The organism is Nocardioides plantarum (genome assembly GCF_006346395.1).
Taxonomy (GTDB): domain Bacteria; phylum Actinomycetota; class Actinomycetes; order Propionibacteriales; family Nocardioidaceae; genus Nocardioides; species Nocardioides plantarum.
The window spans coordinates 180,846-196,767 of the sequence record NZ_VDMS01000005.1; the positions used below are offsets into that span (position 1 = coordinate 180,846).

Annotated in this window: 16 protein-coding genes and 1 pseudogene; 13 read left to right on the plus strand and 4 right to left on the minus strand. The window is 71.6% G+C overall.

Annotated elements, in window-relative coordinates:
• Window positions 1-183 precede the first annotated feature (183 nt).
• The 4 genes and pseudogenes from FJQ56_RS19455 to FJQ56_RS19470 form a co-directional block, all read right to left on the minus strand.
• Window positions 184-1,125, minus strand: a complete 942-nt coding sequence (locus FJQ56_RS19455; RefSeq protein ID WP_140011264.1) for an ABC transporter substrate-binding protein — start codon at window positions 1,123-1,125, stop codon at window positions 184-186.
• A gap of 18 nt (window positions 1,126-1,143) precedes the next feature.
• Window positions 1,144-1,905, minus strand: coding sequence for an ABC transporter permease (locus FJQ56_RS19460; RefSeq protein WP_140011265.1), 762 nt, complete (start codon window positions 1,903-1,905; stop codon window positions 1,144-1,146).
• A 131-nt stretch (window positions 1,906-2,036) separates the two neighbouring features.
• A pseudogene (locus FJQ56_RS19465) lies at window positions 2,037-2,663 on the minus strand (ABC transporter permease); the annotation flags it as partial.
• On the minus strand, window positions 2,660-3,550 hold the full coding sequence (locus tag FJQ56_RS19470; protein ID WP_140011268.1) for an ABC transporter ATP-binding protein: 891 nt from the start codon (window positions 3,548-3,550) through the stop codon (window positions 2,660-2,662). The gene FJQ56_RS19470 and the pseudogene FJQ56_RS19465, both read right to left, overlap by 4 nt.
• Window positions 3,551-3,726: 176 nt before the next feature.
• Here FJQ56_RS19470 and FJQ56_RS19475 point away from each other — a divergent pair, with 176 nt between their 5' ends.
• The 13 genes from FJQ56_RS19475 (at window position 3,727) to FJQ56_RS19535 (ending at window position 15,859) form a co-directional block, all read left to right on the plus strand.
• A complete protein-coding gene (locus FJQ56_RS19475; RefSeq protein WP_140011640.1) occupies window positions 3,727-4,773 on the plus strand; it encodes a zinc-binding dehydrogenase in 1,047 nt (348 codons plus the stop codon).
• A 169-nt stretch (window positions 4,774-4,942) separates the two neighbouring features.
• Complete coding sequence (locus FJQ56_RS19480; protein ID WP_140011270.1) at window positions 4,943-5,884, plus strand: Rossmann-like and DUF2520 domain-containing protein; 942 nt, start codon at window positions 4,943-4,945, stop codon at window positions 5,882-5,884.
• Window positions 5,881-6,786, plus strand: a complete 906-nt coding sequence (panC, locus tag FJQ56_RS19485) for a pantoate--beta-alanine ligase (protein ID WP_140011271.1) — start codon at window positions 5,881-5,883, stop codon at window positions 6,784-6,786. The genes FJQ56_RS19480 and panC overlap by 4 nt, the downstream gene beginning before the upstream one ends.
• Complete coding sequence (gene panD, locus FJQ56_RS19490; protein ID WP_425464901.1) at window positions 6,786-7,190, plus strand: aspartate 1-decarboxylase; 405 nt, start codon at window positions 6,786-6,788, stop codon at window positions 7,188-7,190. The genes panC and panD overlap by 1 nt, the downstream gene beginning before the upstream one ends.
• Window positions 7,191-7,237: 47 nt before the next feature.
• A complete protein-coding gene (locus tag FJQ56_RS19495) occupies window positions 7,238-8,902 on the plus strand; it encodes an L-aspartate oxidase (RefSeq protein WP_140011272.1) in 1,665 nt (554 codons plus the stop codon).
• On the plus strand, window positions 8,899-9,807 hold the full coding sequence (nadC, locus tag FJQ56_RS19500) for a carboxylating nicotinate-nucleotide diphosphorylase (protein ID WP_140011273.1): 909 nt from the start codon (window positions 8,899-8,901) through the stop codon (window positions 9,805-9,807). The genes FJQ56_RS19495 and nadC overlap by 4 nt, the downstream gene beginning before the upstream one ends.
• A complete protein-coding gene (locus FJQ56_RS19505; RefSeq protein WP_140011275.1) occupies window positions 9,807-10,592 on the plus strand; it encodes a type III pantothenate kinase in 786 nt (261 codons plus the stop codon). Before nadC ends, FJQ56_RS19505 begins: the two co-directional genes overlap by 1 nt.
• Window positions 10,593-10,661: 69 nt before the next feature.
• On the plus strand, window positions 10,662-10,991 hold the full coding sequence (locus tag FJQ56_RS19510) for a histone-like nucleoid-structuring protein Lsr2 (protein ID WP_140011277.1): 330 nt from the start codon (window positions 10,662-10,664) through the stop codon (window positions 10,989-10,991).
• Between the two features lie 60 nt (window positions 10,992-11,051).
• Window positions 11,052-11,564, plus strand: a complete 513-nt coding sequence (locus FJQ56_RS19515) for a SigE family RNA polymerase sigma factor (protein ID WP_140011279.1) — start codon at window positions 11,052-11,054, stop codon at window positions 11,562-11,564.
• The gene (locus tag FJQ56_RS19520; protein ID WP_140011280.1) at window positions 11,561-12,364 is read left to right on the plus strand and encodes a hypothetical protein; all 804 of its coding nucleotides are present in this window, start codon (window positions 11,561-11,563) and stop codon (window positions 12,362-12,364) included. The genes FJQ56_RS19515 and FJQ56_RS19520 overlap by 4 nt, the downstream gene beginning before the upstream one ends.
• 38 nt (window positions 12,365-12,402) lie before the next feature.
• The gene (locus FJQ56_RS19525) at window positions 12,403-12,684 is read left to right on the plus strand and encodes an antitoxin (RefSeq protein ID WP_140011281.1); all 282 of its coding nucleotides are present in this window, start codon (window positions 12,403-12,405) and stop codon (window positions 12,682-12,684) included.
• Window positions 12,681-13,103, plus strand: coding sequence for a type II toxin-antitoxin system VapC family toxin (locus FJQ56_RS19530; RefSeq protein ID WP_140011282.1), 423 nt, complete (start codon window positions 12,681-12,683; stop codon window positions 13,101-13,103). Before FJQ56_RS19525 ends, FJQ56_RS19530 begins: the two co-directional genes overlap by 4 nt.
• Before the next feature lie 140 nt (window positions 13,104-13,243).
• Window positions 13,244-15,859 (plus strand): ATP-dependent Clp protease ATP-binding subunit, encoded by a 2,616-nt coding sequence (locus FJQ56_RS19535; RefSeq protein ID WP_140011284.1) that lies wholly within the window; start codon window positions 13,244-13,246, stop codon window positions 15,857-15,859.
• The last annotated feature ends 63 nt before the right edge of the window (window positions 15,860-15,922 follow it).

A 15,922-nucleotide genomic window follows, 5' to 3' on the forward strand; every position in this document is an offset into this window, starting at 1 on the left:
ATCGAACGAGTCGGGTGGTCCCGGCGCCCGGATCCGCCCGCCGACCCGTTCGATCGAACGAGTCGGATGGTCCCGGCGCCCGATCCGCCCGGAGGACGACGACGGGGTCGCGACCGGCTGCTGCCGGCCACGACCCCGTCGCGATCTCGCTCACCCCGCGACGTACGCCGCGGGGCGGTGCGGTCAGATCAGGCCCTTCTCCTTCAGCCAGTCGGTCGCCGCGTCGGCGGCCGAGGCCTTCTCGTCACCCTCGACCCGGTCGCGCAGGGCGATCAGGTCGTCGGTGGTGAGCGCGGCCGAGATGCCGTTGAGGACCTCGGCGAGCTCGTCGGAGTACGCCGCGTCGGAGACGAGCGGGACGACGTTCTGCGACGAGATGAGGTTCTCGGGGTCCTCGAGGACCACGAGGTCGTCGGTCTTGATCGCCGGCGACGTGGTGTAGATGTCGGCCACCTGCACGGAGTCGTCGACCAGGGCCTTGACGGTGTCGGGGCCGCCGAAGTCCTCGATCGGGACGAACTCGGCGCCGTCGACCTTGTAGACGCTCTTGAGCCCGGGGATGCCGTAGCCCAGCTCGCCGAACTGCGGGTTGGCCCCGAGCTTGAAGTCGCCGAGCTTGGACAGGTCGCCGATGGCGGTCAGGCCCTCGGCGTCGGCGGTCTTCTTGGTGACGACGTAGGCGTCCTTGTCCTCAGCCTCGGCCGAGTCGAGCACCCGCAGCTTGTCCTTCTTGACCGCGTCGCCCAGGGCGCCGTCGACCTCCTCGGTGGTCCGCTCGGTGTAGTCGGGGTTGTAGTAGGCCAGCAGGTTGCCGTTGTACTCGGGGATCAGGTTGATCGAGCCGTCCTGCAGCGCGGGGATCGTCTGCTGGCGCGGGCCGATGTTGAACTTCGTGTCGACGTCGAAGTCCTTGGCCTCGAGGGCCTGGGCGTAGATCTCGCCCAGGATCTCGCTCTCGGGGAAGGCGAAGGAGCCGACGACGATCTTCTCGCCGCTGGCCACCTGGGGGTCGGCGTCCTTGTCGCTCGTCGACGTCGGGTCGTCGGAGCCGCAGGCGGCCATGGCGGTCGCGAGGCCGAGTGCGACCACGGTCATGCCGAAGCGGCGTCGTAGCAGGTGGGTCATGGTGGTTGTTCCCTTCGTTCACGCGCCCTCGGGCGCGCGCGGCCGTGGTGACCGACTGTGGGTGCGGCGACGTGCCGCAGGGTGGGTGTCGGAGAGTCCGGGGGTGGCGGTCAGGCGCTGGGCGAGGGCGAAGAGCCCGTCGACCACGAGCGCCAGGACGGTGACGAGCAGGGCGCCTCCGAGGATGCGGTCGTAGTCGTAGAGCCCGATGCCGCTGGTGATGATGCGGCCCAGGCCGCCGAGCCCGGCGTACGACGCGATCGTGACGGTCGCGATCACCTGCAGGGTCGCGGCTCGCAGACCGCCCACGATCAGGGGGAGGCCCAGCGGGATCTCGACCTTGGTCAGGATCTGCCACTCGGTCATGCCGTTGGCCCGGGCGGCGTCGACGGTCTGTCGGTCGACGGACTCGAGTCCGGCGTAGGCGCCGGCGAGCATCGACGGGATCGCCAGCACGACGAAGGCGATCGTCGAGCCGACGATCGGCGCGGTGTCGAAGGAGAGCCAGTAGCCGAACACCATCAGCAGGAAGTAGAGGAGCCCGAGCGTCGGGAGGGCGCGCATCGCCCCGGTGAACGAGATGACGAACTGGCGCGCGCGGCCGGTGTGGCCGATGTAGAACCCCAGGGGCAGGGCGATGGCCGCCGCGATCACGATCGAGGTCGCGGTGTAGCGCAGGTGCTCGAGCAGTCGGTCCTGGATGGGCAACGGGCTGATCGTGCCGGACTGCCAGTTGGTCCCGTCGAAGATCCAGCGCACGGCGCTGAGGAAGAGCTCCATCAGCGTGCCTGCCCGTCGGCGCCGCCCGCGCCGCGCACCGCGCCCTGCAGCGTCACCCGCTCGACGGGGTCGACCGGGTCGGCGGGGTCGACCGGACCGACGGGCCGCCGGCGGGTCCTCGCGCGGTCGGGCCGGTTCCACGGCATCAACAGCCGCCCGATCATCACGATGACCAGGTCGAAGACCAGCGCCAGCAGGAGGCTGACCAGGATCCCGACCACGACCTCCTCGAGGATGCCGCGCTGCTTGCCGTTCTGGAACAGGTAGCCGAGGTTCTGCGAGCCGATGATGACCCCGACGGAGACCAGGGCGATCGTGCTGACCGAGACCACGCGGATGCCGGCCAGCAGCACCGGACCGGCGAGGGGCAGCTCGACCCGGACGAACCGCGCCGTGGGGGAGTAGCCGACGGCGGTGGAGGCGTCGATCGTAGTGCGGTCGACCGACGCCAGGGCGTCTGCGGCCGAGCGGGCCATGATCGCGACGCCGTAGATCGTGAGCGCCACGACCAGGTTGGTGTCGTCGAGCACCCGGGTGCCGATGATCGACGGGAGGATCACGAACAGCGGCAGGGACGGAATGGTGAACAGCAGGCTGCCGGTGGTCACCACGATGGCGCGCGACACGCGGTTGCGGTTGGCCAGCCAGCCCAGCGGGATCGCGAGCACGAAGCTCAGCACGATCGGGATGATGGCGAGCTTGACGTGGTTGATCGTCAGCCGCTGGATGAGGTCGAGGTTGTCGAAGGTCCAGGTCACGGGTCGGCCCTGTCGCCCGACGTGGCCAGCGGGTCGGCGGAGGGCTCGGCGCCGGGCTCGACCCCACCCTCGCGCAGCACGCCGATCGGCCTGCCGTCGCCGTCGACGACGAGGGTGAGCCCGTCGTCGCCCTCGCGCTGCTGGAGGTGGAGGGTGCGCTTGCCCTTGTCGGCGCCGATGAAGCTGGCCACGAAGTCGTCGGCCGGCTCGGCGAGGATCTGGGCCGGGGTGCCGGCCTGGGCGATGATGCCGCCCTTGCGGAAGATGACGACCTGGTCGGCGAGCAGGAACGCCTCGTCGATGTCGTGGGTGACGAACACGATGGTCTTGCCGAGCTCGCGCTGCAGGCGGTTGAGCTCGGCCTGGAGGTCGGCGCGCACGATCGGGTCCACCGCGCCGAACGGCTCGTCCATCAGCAGGACGTTGGGATCGCTGGCCAGGGCCCGGGCCACGCCGACGCGCTGCTGCTGGCCGCCGGAGAGCTGGCGCGGGTAGCGCTTGGCCAGCGAGCGGTCGAGGCCGACGGTGTCGAGCAGGTCGAGCGCGCGGCTGCGCGCCTCGGACTTGTTGACGCCCTGGAGGATCGGCACGGTCGCCACGTTGTCGACGACCTTGCGGTGCGGCAGCAGACCGGCGGCCTGCAGCACGTAGCCGATGCTGCGCCGCAGCTCGACCTTGTTGCGGCCGGCGATGTCGACGCCGTCGATGGTGATGCGGCCCGAGGTCGGCTCGATCATCCGGTTGATCATCCGTAGCAGCGTGGTCTTGCCGCAGCCGGAGGACCCGACGAAGACCGTCGTCTGGCGCGAGGGGAGCACGAAGCTGAAGTCCTCGACCGCGACGGTGCCGTCGTCGAAGCGCTTGGACACCGACTCGAACTCGATCATGGAAAAGGGCCCCATCAGTCGGAGGAGAGTGCCGAAAGCGATTCAGAGTAACCGCATGGACATACCGCGCACCGGATTGAACCAACATCGAGGTGCGCTCCGCTCCACCCCGGGGGACCCTCCAGGTACCCGATGGCAGGCTCCGTCCCGTGATCCCGACCACCGTTCCCAGCCCCCTGCCCAGCACGATGCGGGCCCAGCGGCTCGACACCCGCACCCTCACCTTCGAGGTGACCGACGTCCCCGTGCCGCAGCCCGGGCCCGGCGACGTGCTCGTCGAGGTGGCCTTCTGCGGCATCTGCCACTCCGACCTGAGCCTGCTCGACGGCACCTTCCCCGCGATGGGGCCGCCGGTGATCACCCAGGGCCACGAGGCCTCCGGCACGATCGCCGCGATCGGGCCCGACGTCGTCGGGTGGGCGGTCGGCGACCGGGTCGTGCCGGCGGCGGGTCGGCCGTGCGGCGTGTGCCGGTCCTGCCTGCGCGGCGACTACGGCTCGTGCACGGCCCTGGCCCTGATGGCCTTCGCGTACGACGGAGCGTGGGCGGAGTACACGCTCGCCCAGGCCGGTGGGCTGACCCGGGTCCCCGACAACGTCTCGCTGGAGCAGGCCGCGATCCTGGCCGACGCGGTGTCCACGCCGTACGGCGCCGTCGTGCACACCGCCGACCTGCGGGTCGGTGAGTCCGTGGGCGTGTGGGGTGCCGGCGGGGTCGGCACCCACGTCGTCCAGCTGGCGCGGCTGGTGGGCGCGACGCCGATCGTGGCCGTCGACCTCGACCCCGTGGTCCGGGCCCGTGCGCTCGAGCTCGGCGCCGACCTCGCCCTCGACTCGCGCGACCCCGACCTGCCGGCCCGGATCGCCGAGCTCACCGACGGGGCGATGCTCGACGTCGCCTTCGACGCCGTCGGGCTCACGGTCACCTTCGAGCAGGCGCTGGCCATGCTCGGCACCCGCGGCCGCCTCGTCGGCGTCGGGATGAGCCTCGAGGAGGTCTCGCTGGGCTCGACCCTCGGGTTCGGGCTGAGCCGCAAGCAGGTCCGCGGGCACCTCGGGTACGACGTCGCCGACGTCGGTGTGCTGGCACGGCTCGTCTCCACCGGCCGCCTCGACCTGTCGCGCTCGATCAGCGGCATCGTGTCGCTCGAGGACGTGGGCGAGGGGATCCGCCGGCTGCAGGAGCGCGACGGCAGCCCGGTGCGGATCCTGGTCCAGCCGTAGCCGTAGCCGTCACGGCCCGACCGGAACAAGGGGTGAACGTGTCGGATGGCTCACGTGACCGGCACGAGACGTTCCGGAAACATTGGGGCTAGCCTGGCGTTGCACTGCAGACACGCACTCGAGCACATCGTCCGGTACCCGCTCGCGGGACTGGAACGAAAGGTTCCTGATGTCGCACCTCCCGAGCACGCCCGTGCCCGCCGACCACCGCACCGACCGACTCCGCATCGGCGTCGTCGGCGCCGGCCGGGTCGGCGCCGTCCTCGCCTCGGCCCTGCGGGCCGCCGGCCACGAGGTCGTCGCGGCGGCCGGTGAGTCCGACGCGTCCCGCCGGCGCATCGCCGACCTGCTCCCCGGCGTACCCGGCGGCAAGCCGAGCGCCGTGGCCCGTGCCTGCGACCTGCTGCTGCTGACCGTGCCCGACGACATGCTCGGCAACGTCGTGCGCGTGCTGGCCGACAGCGGCGCCCTCCGCGAGGGTCAGTACGTCGTCCACACCAGCGGGCGGCACGGCCTGAGCGTCCTGGCCCCGGCCACCGCCGTCGGAGCCCGGCCGATCGCGCTGCACCCCGCGATGACCTTCACCGGCACCTCGGTCGACCTCGAGCGGCTGGCCGGGTGCGTCTTCGGGCTCACCGCCGAGCCCGAGGAGCGCGAGCTCGCGGCGAGGCTGGTGAGCGACCTCGGTGGCCGCAGCCTGTGGGTGCCCGAGACCCGTCGGGCGCTCTACCACGCGGGCCTGGCCCACGGGGCCAACCACCTGGTCACGCTGGTCACCGAGGCGATGGAGATCCTCGCCGCGGCGGGAGCCGACGACCCGGCCGCCACGCTGCGTCCGCTGCTGACCGCCGCGCTCGACAACGCCCTCGAGCACGGCGACGCCGCGCTCACGGGCCCGATCGTGCGGGGCGACGTCGGTACCGTCCAGGCCCACCTCGACGGCATCCTCGCCGAGGCCCCGACCACGCTGCCCACCTACCTCGCGCTCGCCCGGGCCACCTTGAGCCGCGCCGTCACCGACGGTCGCCTGCTCCCGATCCGGGCGCTGAAGATGAGCGAGGTCCTCGACGAGGCCGCGGCCGCAGCCACCCCGGTCCGCTGGACGACGTGAGCGGGGGCTCCACCACGCCGCGACTGGTCACCACCCGCGCCGAGCTCGCCGATGCCCTCGGCGCCCGGCGCCGTGCGGGTGAGCGGGTCGGGTTGGTGCCGACGATGGGCGCCCTGCACGACGGGCACGCCAGCCTGATGGCCCGCGCCCGCCGCGAGACGGGCGACGGACCACTGGTCGTCTCGATCTTCGTCAACCCGCTGCAGTTCGGCGCCGGCGAGGACCTCGACCGCTATCCCCGCACCCTCGACGCCGACCTCGAGGTGTGCGACGAGGAGGGCGTCGACCTGGTCTTCGCCCCGGCCGTCGACGAGGTCTACCCGACCTGGCCGCCGGCGGTCACCGTCGATCCCGGCCCCCTCGGCGAGGTCCTCGACGGCCGCAGCCGCCCGGGCCACTTCGCCGGGGTCCTCACGGTCGTCGCCAAGCTCTTCGGCCTGGTCCGCCCCGACGTCGCGGTCTTCGGGCAGAAGGACTACCAGCAGCTGGTGCTCATCCGCCGGATGGCCGCCGACCTGTGCCTGGGGGTCGAGGTGGTCGGTGCCGAGACCGTCCGCGAGCCCGACGGACTCGCGCTCTCGAGCCGCAACCGCTACCTCGACGCCGAGCAGCGCCCCGTCGCGCTCGCCCTGAGCCGGGCGCTGCGGACCGCAGCCACCGAGGCGTCGTACGGCGCCGCGGCGGCGCTCGACGCGGCCCGGGCCGAGCTGCGCGCGGCCCCGGGGCTCGACCTCGACTACCTCGAGCTCGTGCTGCCCGACCTGTCGCCCCTGTCGGCCGATCCCGAGCCCGGCACCGAGGCGCGCGCACTCGTCGCCGCCCGGGTCGGCACCACCCGCCTGATCGACAACGTCCCCCTGATCCTCGGGTCCAGCCCGCGGCCTCCCGACAGGACCAGCTGATGCTCCGCACGATGATGACCTCCAAGATCCACCGCGCCACGGTGACCCAGGCCGACCTGCACTACGTCGGCTCGGTCACCGTCGACGAGGACCTGCTCGACGCGGCCGACCTGCTGCCCGGCGAGCTGGTGCACATCGTCGACATCACCAACGGCGCCCGGCTCGAGACCTACACGATCGCCGGCGAGCGCGGCAGCGGCGTCCTGGGCATCAACGGGGCGGCCGCCCGGCTCGTGCACCCCGGCGACCTGGTGATCCTCATCGGCTACGGCCAGATGGAGACCGCGGAGGCCCGGACCTTCCGACCGACCCCACGTCGTCTTCGTCGACGCCGACAACAAGATCATGGCCACCGGGCTCGACCCGGCCGAGACGTTCGGCGACGCGCGCCTCACCCGTGGTGACACGGTGGCCGGCTCCGGCGCCCACTGACGCCGACTAGCCTTCGACGATGCCCACCGCCGTACGCCGCCTCCCGGGGCGGCTGACCGCCCCCGAGCCCGGTTGGACCACCCGCGCCGACGTCGTGATCGTCGGGTCCGGGATCGCCGGACTCACCGCCGCGCTGCGGCTGCGCGCGGCGGGGGTCGAGAGGGTCCTGGTCGTCACCAAGGACCGCCTGGCCGCCGGCTCGACGCAGTGGGCGCAGGGCGGCATCGCCGCGGCCCTCGGGCCCGGTGACAGCCCCCACGACCACGCGGTCGACACCCTGGTCGCCGGTGCCGGCGTCTGCGACGCCGAGGCCGTCGCCGTGCTCGTCGACGAGGGCCCCGAGGCGGTCCGCGAGCTGATCGCGCTCGGCGCGGTGTTCGACCACGACGCCGACGGCGAGATCTCGCTGACCCGTGAGGGCGGTCACCACCGCGACCGCATCGCCCACGCCGGGGGCGACGCGACCGGTGCCGAGATCCAGCGCGCGCTGATAGCCGCGGTCGGCGCGGCGCCCGAGATCGAGGTCATCAAGCGCGCCCTGGCCGTCGACCTGCTCCTCGCCGACGACGGGGGAGTGGCCGGGCTGACCCTGCACGTGATGGGCGAGGGCCAGCGCGACGGCGTCGGCGCCGTGCACTGCCGCGCGGTGGTGCTGGCCAGCGGCGGGCTCGGGCAGGTCTTCAGCCAGACCACCAACCCGTCGGTCTCCACCGGCGACGGCATGGCGCTCGCCCTGCGCGGTGGCGCGACGCTGCGCGACCTCGAGTTCGTGCAGTTCCACCCGACCGTGATGTGGCTCGGGCCCGACTCCCACGGTCAGCAGCCCCTCATCTCCGAGGCCGTGCGCGGCGAGGGCGCGTTCCTCGTCGACTTCGAGGGCGAGCGTTTCATGCAGGGCGTCCACGAGCTCGCCGACCTCGCGCCGCGCGACGTGGTCGCCAAGGCCATCATGCGGCGGATGCTCGACACCGGGCACCCGCACATGTGGCTCGACGCGCGTCACCTCGGCGCCGAGTTCTGGGAGCGGCGCTTCCCGACCATCCTCGCCACCGCCCGAAGCCACGGCGTCGACCCGGTCACCGCGCTCATCCCGGTGGCCCCCGCCTGCCACTACGCCTCCGGCGGCGTGCGCACCGACCTGCTCGGCCGCACCGACGTCCCGGGGCTCTACGCCACCGGCGAGGTCGCCTGCTCCGGCGTCCACGGCGCCAACCGGCTCGCCTCCAACTCCCTGCTCGAGGGCCTGGTCTTCTCGCGCCGGATCGCGCAGGTGCTCCCCGCGGAGCTGCGCCCCTGGAGCGAGGCGGCGCCCGACCGTCGTACGCCGGGGCTCGTGCCGGGCGAGGCCCGCGACGAGCTTCAGGAGGTGATGACGTCGCGCGTCGGCGTGCTGCGCGGGGCCACCGGGCTGGCCGAGGCCACCGCCGTGCTCGACAAGCTCGGCGGCCAGGAGGCCATCGGCATCGACCTCGCTGCCTGGGAGACCACCAACCTGCTCACGATCTCGACCGCCCTGACCGCCGCGGCGACGCTGCGCGAGGAGACCCGCGGCTCCCACTGGCGCGACGACCACCCCGAGCGCGACGACGCCCGTTGGGCGGGCCACGTCGACACGGTGATGACCGACGGCGTCGCCGAGGTCGCCTTCCACCCCGCCCCGGCGACCGACCAGGACCTCTCATGACGATCCTCCGCACGTCGTACGCCGACACCCCCCGGTCGCTGGTCGAGGAGCTCGCCGCCGCGGGTCTCGACCCGCGCGCGGTGTTCGAGCACGTCGTGCTCGCCTTCGACGAGGACCTGCCCGGCGGTGCCGACGACGCCACCAGCGCAGCGATGCCCCCGATGGGCCGCGCCGTGGCCGACATCGCCGCCCGCGAGGACGGCGTGGTCGCGGGCCTCGTGGTCGCCGAGCTCGCGTTCCGCTACGCCCTCGGCGACGCGGTCGAGGTGACCGGACGGGTGCCCGACGGCACGCGGGTGGAGCCCGGCGACGTCGTCCTGACCGTCGCCGGTCCCGTCGCGGGCGTCCTGACCGCCGAGCGCACGGCCCTCAACTTCGCCTCCCACCTGTCGGGCGTCGCCACGGCGACCTCGCACTGGGTCGACGCGCTCGAGGGCACGCGGGCCCGGGTGCTCGACACCCGCAAGACCCTGCCGGGGTGGCGCGCCCTGCAGAAGTACGCCGTGCGCTGCGGTGGGGGCACCAACCACCGCTCGAGCCTGGCCGACCGGGCCATGGTCAAGGACAACCACGTGGTCGCAGCCGGTGGCGTCGTCCCGGCCTACCGGGCCGTCCTGGCCGCCCACCCGGGCCTGCGGGTCGAGGTCGAGGTCACCGACCTCGACCAGCTGCGCGAGGTGCTCGACGCCGGGTGCACCGAGGTGCTGCTCGACAACATGGACGACGCGACCATGACCGAGGCGGTCGCGATCAACGCGGGCCGCGCGACCCTCGAGGCCTCCGGCGGGCTCACCCTCGACCGGGCCCGCGCCGTCGCCGAGACCGGGGTCGACTTCATCTCGGTCGGCGCGCTCACGCACTCGGTCGTCGTCTTCGACCTGGGCCTCGACTTCCGGACCGGGTGATGTCCCTGCTCGCCGTCGACGTCGGCAACGCCCACACGGTGCTGGGCGTGGTCGAGGACGGCGTGGTCTCGGCCGACTGGCGGGTCTCGACCGACGAGCGGCGTACCGCCGACGAGTGGGCCGTGCTCTTTCGCGGACTTCTCGGCCGGCGTCTCGAGAGCATCGAGGGAATCGTGATGTGCTCGACCGTCCCGGCGGTCACGCAATCGGGTCGCGACATGCTCTCGCGCCACTTCCCCGACTTTCGTCACCTGGTGGTCGAGGCGGGCGTGCGCACCGGCATCCCGGTGCTGATGGACAATCCACGTGAGGTGGGCACCGACCGCATCGTGAATGCGGTCGCCGCAGCCACCCTCTACGGCGGCCCCGCGATCGTGGTCGACTTCGGCGGCACAGCCACGACATTCGACGTCGTCAATGCCGCCGGGCAGTACATCGGCGGATCGATCAGCCCCGGAATCGAGATCTCCTTGGAGGCCCTGGGGCGGCGCGGCGCCCAGCTGCGTCAGGTCGAGCTGGTACGGCCCCGGTCCGTCATCGCCAAGAACACGGTGGAGGCGCTGCAGTCCGGGATGGTGTTCGGGGTCGCCGCCCTGGTGGAGGGCCTGGTGGAACGCATGATCGCCGAGCTCGCCATTATCGATTCCACGCGTGCGGCCGACGTCTCGGTGATAGCGACCGGATATCTCGCACCCCTGGTCATCGGGGAATGCGACTGCTTCACCGACGCCGACCCGTGGTTGACCCTCAAAGGCCTCGAGCTGGTCTTTCGTCGCAATTCTTGAGGTGCTGTCCCGTGTGGCATAGTGGCGGCGCTAGACCACATTGTTCATCAGCATCAAAGGGGTATCGCCATGGCACAAAAAGTAAACATCGTCCTGGTCGACGACATCGACGGTTCCGAGGCCGAGGAGACCGTGACTTTCGGTCTTGACGGCACCACCTACGAAATCGACCTGAATAGCAAGAATGCGCAAGCCCTTCGTGACTCACTTGCCGGATATGTCGGATATTCCCGCAAGATCACCGCTTCCCGCCGTTCCGGCGCGAGCCGCAAGTCCGCGCCCGCCGGCGGTACCAGTGCCGCCGAGATCCGCGAGTGGGCCCGCTCCAACGGCTTCGAGGTCCCCGAGCGCGGCCGGATCCCCGGCAACGTGCGCGAGGCGTTCGACGCCGCCCAGTAGTTCCCCACCCGCGCGCCGTCACCAGGGAACCGAACCCCTGCTCGTCCCATCCAGAGGGTGATGGACCAGGACAGCGAGTTCACCGAGTGGGCCGCCGGCACGTGGCAGAGACTGCTGCGGTCGGCGGTCCTTCTCGGGTGCACCCTCCCCGAGGCCGAGGACGTCGCTCAGTCGACCCTCGTCCGCTGCTACGCCAAGTGGACACTGGTGCGCCGCGCCGACAACCGCACGGCGTACGCCGCCAGGGTGCTGCTCAACGTGCACCGCGAGGCCCGGCGCAAGCGGTCGGCAGGCGAGCGACCCGTCGCGGCCCTGCCCGACGGCCCGGCCGGACCCGACGAGGCCGACCGGGTCGTCGCGGTCGACGCCGTACGACGCGCCCTCGGTGACCTGACGCCGGGCCACCGCGAGGTCGTGCTGCTGCGTTACTACCTGCAGCTCAGCGAGCGCGAGATCGCCGAGGCCTGCCGGGTGCCGCAGGGCACGGTCAAGAGCCGCCTGTCGCGTGCCATCGCCCAGCTCGGCGACTCCGTCGAGCTGGCCGCCTTCCGAGGAGAGGGAGACCTGCGATGAGCGACCCGCAGATCCGTGCGTACGTCGACGACCTGGCCGAGCGCGTGCCGCACGTCGAGCCGCCCCTCGTGGGCGTGCTGGCGGCTGGGCGGGCGGCCGTCGTACGACGGCGGCGGCGGCGAGGGATGGCGCTGGTGGTCGGCGCCGCGGTCGCGGTCGCGGCCGTCGTGGTCGGCCACGGTCTCGTCGTGCCCGACGGCCCTGGCGACGGTCGCGCCGCCGCTCGGGTGCCCGAGTCGGACCGACCCGAGCCGCCCGCGGGCATGAAGTTCGTCGGTGCCAACGGCATCGTGATCGCGGTCCCCGACACGTGGACCCAGGTCGAGGCGGACGAGTGCGACCCGTTCCTGCCGGACCGGACCTACGTGCTGCAGGGTCGGGCCGGAACCGGCGACGGGCCCGTGGACTACGAGGCGCTGGCCGAGGCCTGCAACGCGCGGCGGACGGAGCCCGCGCGCGGGTCCGCCGAGCCGACGCCCCGGGGCTCGTCGCCGTTCCCCGACGAGAGCCTCACGGTGTCCACCGGCTCCTCGGACATGGCTTTCCTGATCATGGGTGACGGCCCGGACCCAACCCCCGTCGCGTCGACCAGCAACGGCCTGGACCTCTACAGCTACGTGGACTGTGCGCAGGGTCAGTGCCAGGGACTCTGGTCGATCGGCGACGATCACGTGGGCTTCGCGGCACAGGTCGACCCGGTGGGCGGGAAGGCCCTGCTCGAGGCCATGGGCCGCTCGATCCGGCGACTGCCTGCGGGCTGGACGACGTCGGAGGTGGACGGCACCGTCGTGCCGTCGTGAGCACAGGTCGCCTCTGCTACACATGCTAATGTATGTGTATGTCGGTTATGGAGCGTCGCCTGCAGCTGCTCCTCGACCAGGAGCGCTACGACCGGGTGGCTGCCGAGGCGAGCCGGTCGGGACGCAGCGTCGCGGCGGTGATCCGCGAGGCCATCGACCTGCGGTTCGACGACGCCGCCGGTGCGCGCCAGCATGCCGCCGGTCTGGTCCTCGAGCTGGCGCAGGCGAGCCACGACGAGCCGCCCTTTGAGGACCCCGCCACGCTGAAGGACCTCTACGACGCCGAGCTCGCGGCGCGCCAGGCTCGGACACCCGGATGACGGCGCGGGTGTTCCTCGACAGCAGCGTGCTCCTCTACGCCTTCGGCGGGCCCCACGAGCATCGGCAGTCGTCCCTCGACCTGATGAGTGCGGCAGCGGGTGGTCGCTGCGTCCTCCACCTCAGCGTCGAGGCCATCCAGGAGTTCGTGTTCCACCGGATGCGGAGGGGCGCGACCGGCACGGCAGTCCTCGCCGCCCGCAGGCTCGGCGCGGCGGCAGTGCTCCACCCGTTCGACGTCGACGTGCTCCAACGGTCGCTCGGGCTGATGGAGTCCACGCCGATCCGTGGTCGCGACGCCGTCCACGCTGCGACGGCCCTGGTCCAGGGTTTCGACCAGATCGTGACGACCGACCGCGACTTCGCCCAGGTGTCCGGTCTCGAGGTCATCGACCCGGCCGCCGCCCACGCCGGGCTCTGACCAGGTCCGACCTTGTTCGCTCTCAGCGGACTCCGTTGGGGTGATCCACGGAACGCGTAGGCTGGTCGAGGGGTTGTACCTCCCGTACCCCTCTCTCCACCCAGGAGCGGACGGGCCCCACAGGACTTCTAGGAGTGCGCATGTTCGAGCGGTTCACTGACCGAGCTCGTCGGGTGGTCGTGCTGGCCCAGGAAGAGGCCCGCATGCTCTCCCACAACTACATCGGGACCGAGCACATCCTGCTCGGCCTCATCCACGAGGGAGAGGGCGTCGCCGCCAAGGCGCTCGAGAGCCTCGACATCTCGCTGGAGGCCGTGCGCGCCCAGGTCGAGGAGATCATCGGCCAGGGCCAGCAGGCCCCGTCGGGCCACATCCCCTTCACCCCGCGCGCCAAGAAGGTGCTCGAGCTCTCCCTGCGCGAGGCGCTGCAGCTCGGCCACTCCTACATCGGCACCGAGCACATCCTGCTCGGCCTGATCCGCGAGGGCGAGGGCGTCGCCGCGCAGGTGCTGCAGAAGCTCGGCGCCGACCTCAACCGGGTGCGCCAGCAGGTCATCCAGCTGCTCTCCGGCTTCCAGGGCAAGGAGTCCACCGCGGCCGCCGCGGCCCAGACCGGGAGCGGCGACGCGCCGACCTCGTCGCTGGTGCTCGACCAGTTCGGCCGCAACCTCACCCAGGACGCCCGCGAGAGCAAGCTCGACCCGGTCATCGGCCGTGAGACCGAGATCGAGCGGGTCATGCAGATCCTGAGCCGTCGTACGAAGAACAACCCGGTGCTCATCGGCGAGCCGGGCGTCGGCAAGACGACCATCGTCGAGGGCCTGGCCCAGGACATCGTCCGTGGCAACGTGCCCGAGACGCTCAAGGACAAGCAGATCTACACCCTCGACCTCGGCGCGCTCGTCGCCGGCAGCCGCTACCGCGGTGACTTCGAGGAGCGTCTGAAGAAGGTGCTCAAGGAGATCCGCACCCGCGGCGACATCGTGCTGTTCATCGACGAGATCCACACCCTCGTCGGTGCGGGTGCGGCCGAGGGCGCGATCGACGCCGCCAGCATCCTCAAGCCCATGCTGGCCCGCGGCGAGCTGCAGACGATCGGCGCGACGACGCTCGACGAGTACCGCAAGTACCTCGAGAAGGACGCCGCCCTCGAGCGTCGCTTCCAGCCGATCCAGGTCGCCGAGCCGTCGATCGCCCACACGATCGAGATGCTCAAGGGCCTGCGCGACCGCTACGAGGCCCACCACCGCGTCACCATCACCGACGAGGCGCTGGTCTCGGCCGCGACGCTGGCCGACCGCTACATCTCCGACCGGTTCCTGCCCGACAAGGCCATCGACCTGATCGACGAGGCCGGCTCGCGGCTGCGGATCCGCCGGATGACGGCGCCCGCCGACCTGCGCGAGTACGACGACAAGATCGCCGAGGTCCGCACCCGCAAGGAGGCGGCCATCGACGGCCAGGACTTCGAGGCCGCGGCGCGCCTGCGCGACGAGGAGAAGCAGCTCATGCTGCGCAAGTCCGAGCGCGAGAAGCAGTGGCGCGCCGGTGACATGGACGAGGTCGCCGAGGTCGACGAGGAGCTCATCGCCGAGGTCCTCGCGGTGGCGACCGGCATCCCGATCGTCAAGCTGTCCGAGGAGGAGTCCACGCGGCTGCTCCACATGGAGGACGAGCTGCACAAGCGGGTCATCGGCCAGGACGAGGCCGTCAAGGCCATCTCCCGCGCCATCCGTCGTACGCGAGCCGGGCTCAAGGACCCCAAGCGTCCCGGCGGGTCGTTCATCTTCGCCGGTCCGTCCGGTGTCGGTAAGACCTGGCTGTCCAAGACGCTGGCCGACTTCCTGTTCGGCGACGAGGACTCCCTGATCCAGCTCGACATGTCCGAGTTCAGCGAGAAGCACACCGTCTCGCGGCTCTTCGGCTCGCCTCCCGGCTACGTCGGCTACGAGGAGGGCGGCCAGCTCACCGAAAAGGTGCGGCGCAAGCCGTTCTCGGTGGTGCTGTTCGACGAGGTCGAGAAGGCCCACCCCGACATCTTCAACTCGCTGCTGCAGATCCTCGAGGAAGGTCGACTGACCGACTCGCAGGGCCGGGTCGTCGACTTCAAGAACACCGTCATCATCATGACGACCAACCTCGGCACCCGTGACATCAACAAGTCGGTCCACCTCGGGTTCAACCAGAGCGGTGACGCCGCCGGCTCCTACGAGCGGATGAAGGCCAAGGTCCAGGACGAGCTCAAGCAGCACTTCCGGCCCGAGTTCCTCAACCGTGTCGACGAGATCGTCGTCTTCCCGCCGCTGAGCCGCGAGCAGATCGTCCACATGGTCGACAACATGGTCGCCTCGGTCGAGCTGCGGATGCGCGACCGCGACATGCGGATCGAGCTGACGCAGGCCGCCAAGGACCTGCTGGCCGAGCGGGGCTTCGACCCCGTCCTCGGTGCCCGGCCGCTGCGTCGCACGATCCAGCGCGAGATCGAGGACTCGATGGCCGAGAAGATGCTCTTCGGCGAGGTCGGTCCCGGTCAGATCGTGCTGGTCGACGTCGAGGGTGAGGGTCCGACCGCGACCTTCACCTTCAAGGGCCAGAAGATGGGCGAGCTGCCCGACCTGCCGCCGTTCGAGACCGCCGACATCGGTGGCGTCGACCTCGGCAAGCCCGTCGAGGACGGCCCGGTCGACATCAAGAAGGCCGGTCCGACCGAGACCGAGGGCGGCGCCGCCGGCGCCCCGGGCCCCGGCGTCCTCTAGGCGAGGGCCGCCTGCTCCACCGCACCACCAGATCGACCCGTCGCCCATGGGCGACGGGTCGAT

What these genes read in the sequence shown, in the direction of transcription:
- FJQ56_RS19505 (WP_140011275.1), top strand. Translation starts at nt 9,807, where the DNA reads ATGTCCCTGCTCGCCGTCGACGTCGGCAACGCCCACACGGTGCTGGGC.
- FJQ56_RS19515 (WP_140011279.1), top strand. Translation starts at nt 11,052, where the DNA reads ATGGACCAGGACAGCGAGTTCACCGAGTGGGCCGCCGGCACGTGGCAG.
- FJQ56_RS19530 (WP_140011282.1), top strand. Translation starts at nt 12,681, where the DNA reads ATGACGGCGCGGGTGTTCCTCGACAGCAGCGTGCTCCTCTACGCCTTC.
- FJQ56_RS19480 (WP_140011270.1), top strand. Translation starts at nt 4,943, where the DNA reads ATGTCGCACCTCCCGAGCACGCCCGTGCCCGCCGACCACCGCACCGAC.
- nadC (WP_140011273.1), top strand. Translation starts at nt 8,899, where the DNA reads ATGACGATCCTCCGCACGTCGTACGCCGACACCCCCCGGTCGCTGGTC.
- FJQ56_RS19495 (WP_140011272.1), top strand. Translation starts at nt 7,238, where the DNA reads ATGCCCACCGCCGTACGCCGCCTCCCGGGGCGGCTGACCGCCCCCGAG.
- FJQ56_RS19520 (WP_140011280.1), top strand. Translation starts at nt 11,561, where the DNA reads ATGAGCGACCCGCAGATCCGTGCGTACGTCGACGACCTGGCCGAGCGC.
- FJQ56_RS19525 (WP_140011281.1), top strand. Translation starts at nt 12,403, where the DNA reads ATGTCGGTTATGGAGCGTCGCCTGCAGCTGCTCCTCGACCAGGAGCGC.
- FJQ56_RS19460 (WP_140011265.1), bottom strand. Translation starts at nt 1,905, where the DNA reads ATGGAGCTCTTCCTCAGCGCCGTGCGCTGGATCTTCGACGGGACCAAC.
- panD (WP_425464901.1), top strand. Translation starts at nt 6,786, where the DNA reads ATGCTCCGCACGATGATGACCTCCAAGATCCACCGCGCCACGGTGACC.
- FJQ56_RS19470 (WP_140011268.1), bottom strand. Translation starts at nt 3,550, where the DNA reads ATGATCGAGTTCGAGTCGGTGTCCAAGCGCTTCGACGACGGCACCGTC.
- FJQ56_RS19455 (WP_140011264.1), bottom strand. Translation starts at nt 1,125, where the DNA reads ATGACCCACCTGCTACGACGCCGCTTCGGCATGACCGTGGTCGCACTC.
- FJQ56_RS19510 (WP_140011277.1), top strand. Translation starts at nt 10,662, where the DNA reads ATGGCACAAAAAGTAAACATCGTCCTGGTCGACGACATCGACGGTTCC.
- FJQ56_RS19535 (WP_140011284.1), top strand. Translation starts at nt 13,244, where the DNA reads ATGTTCGAGCGGTTCACTGACCGAGCTCGTCGGGTGGTCGTGCTGGCC.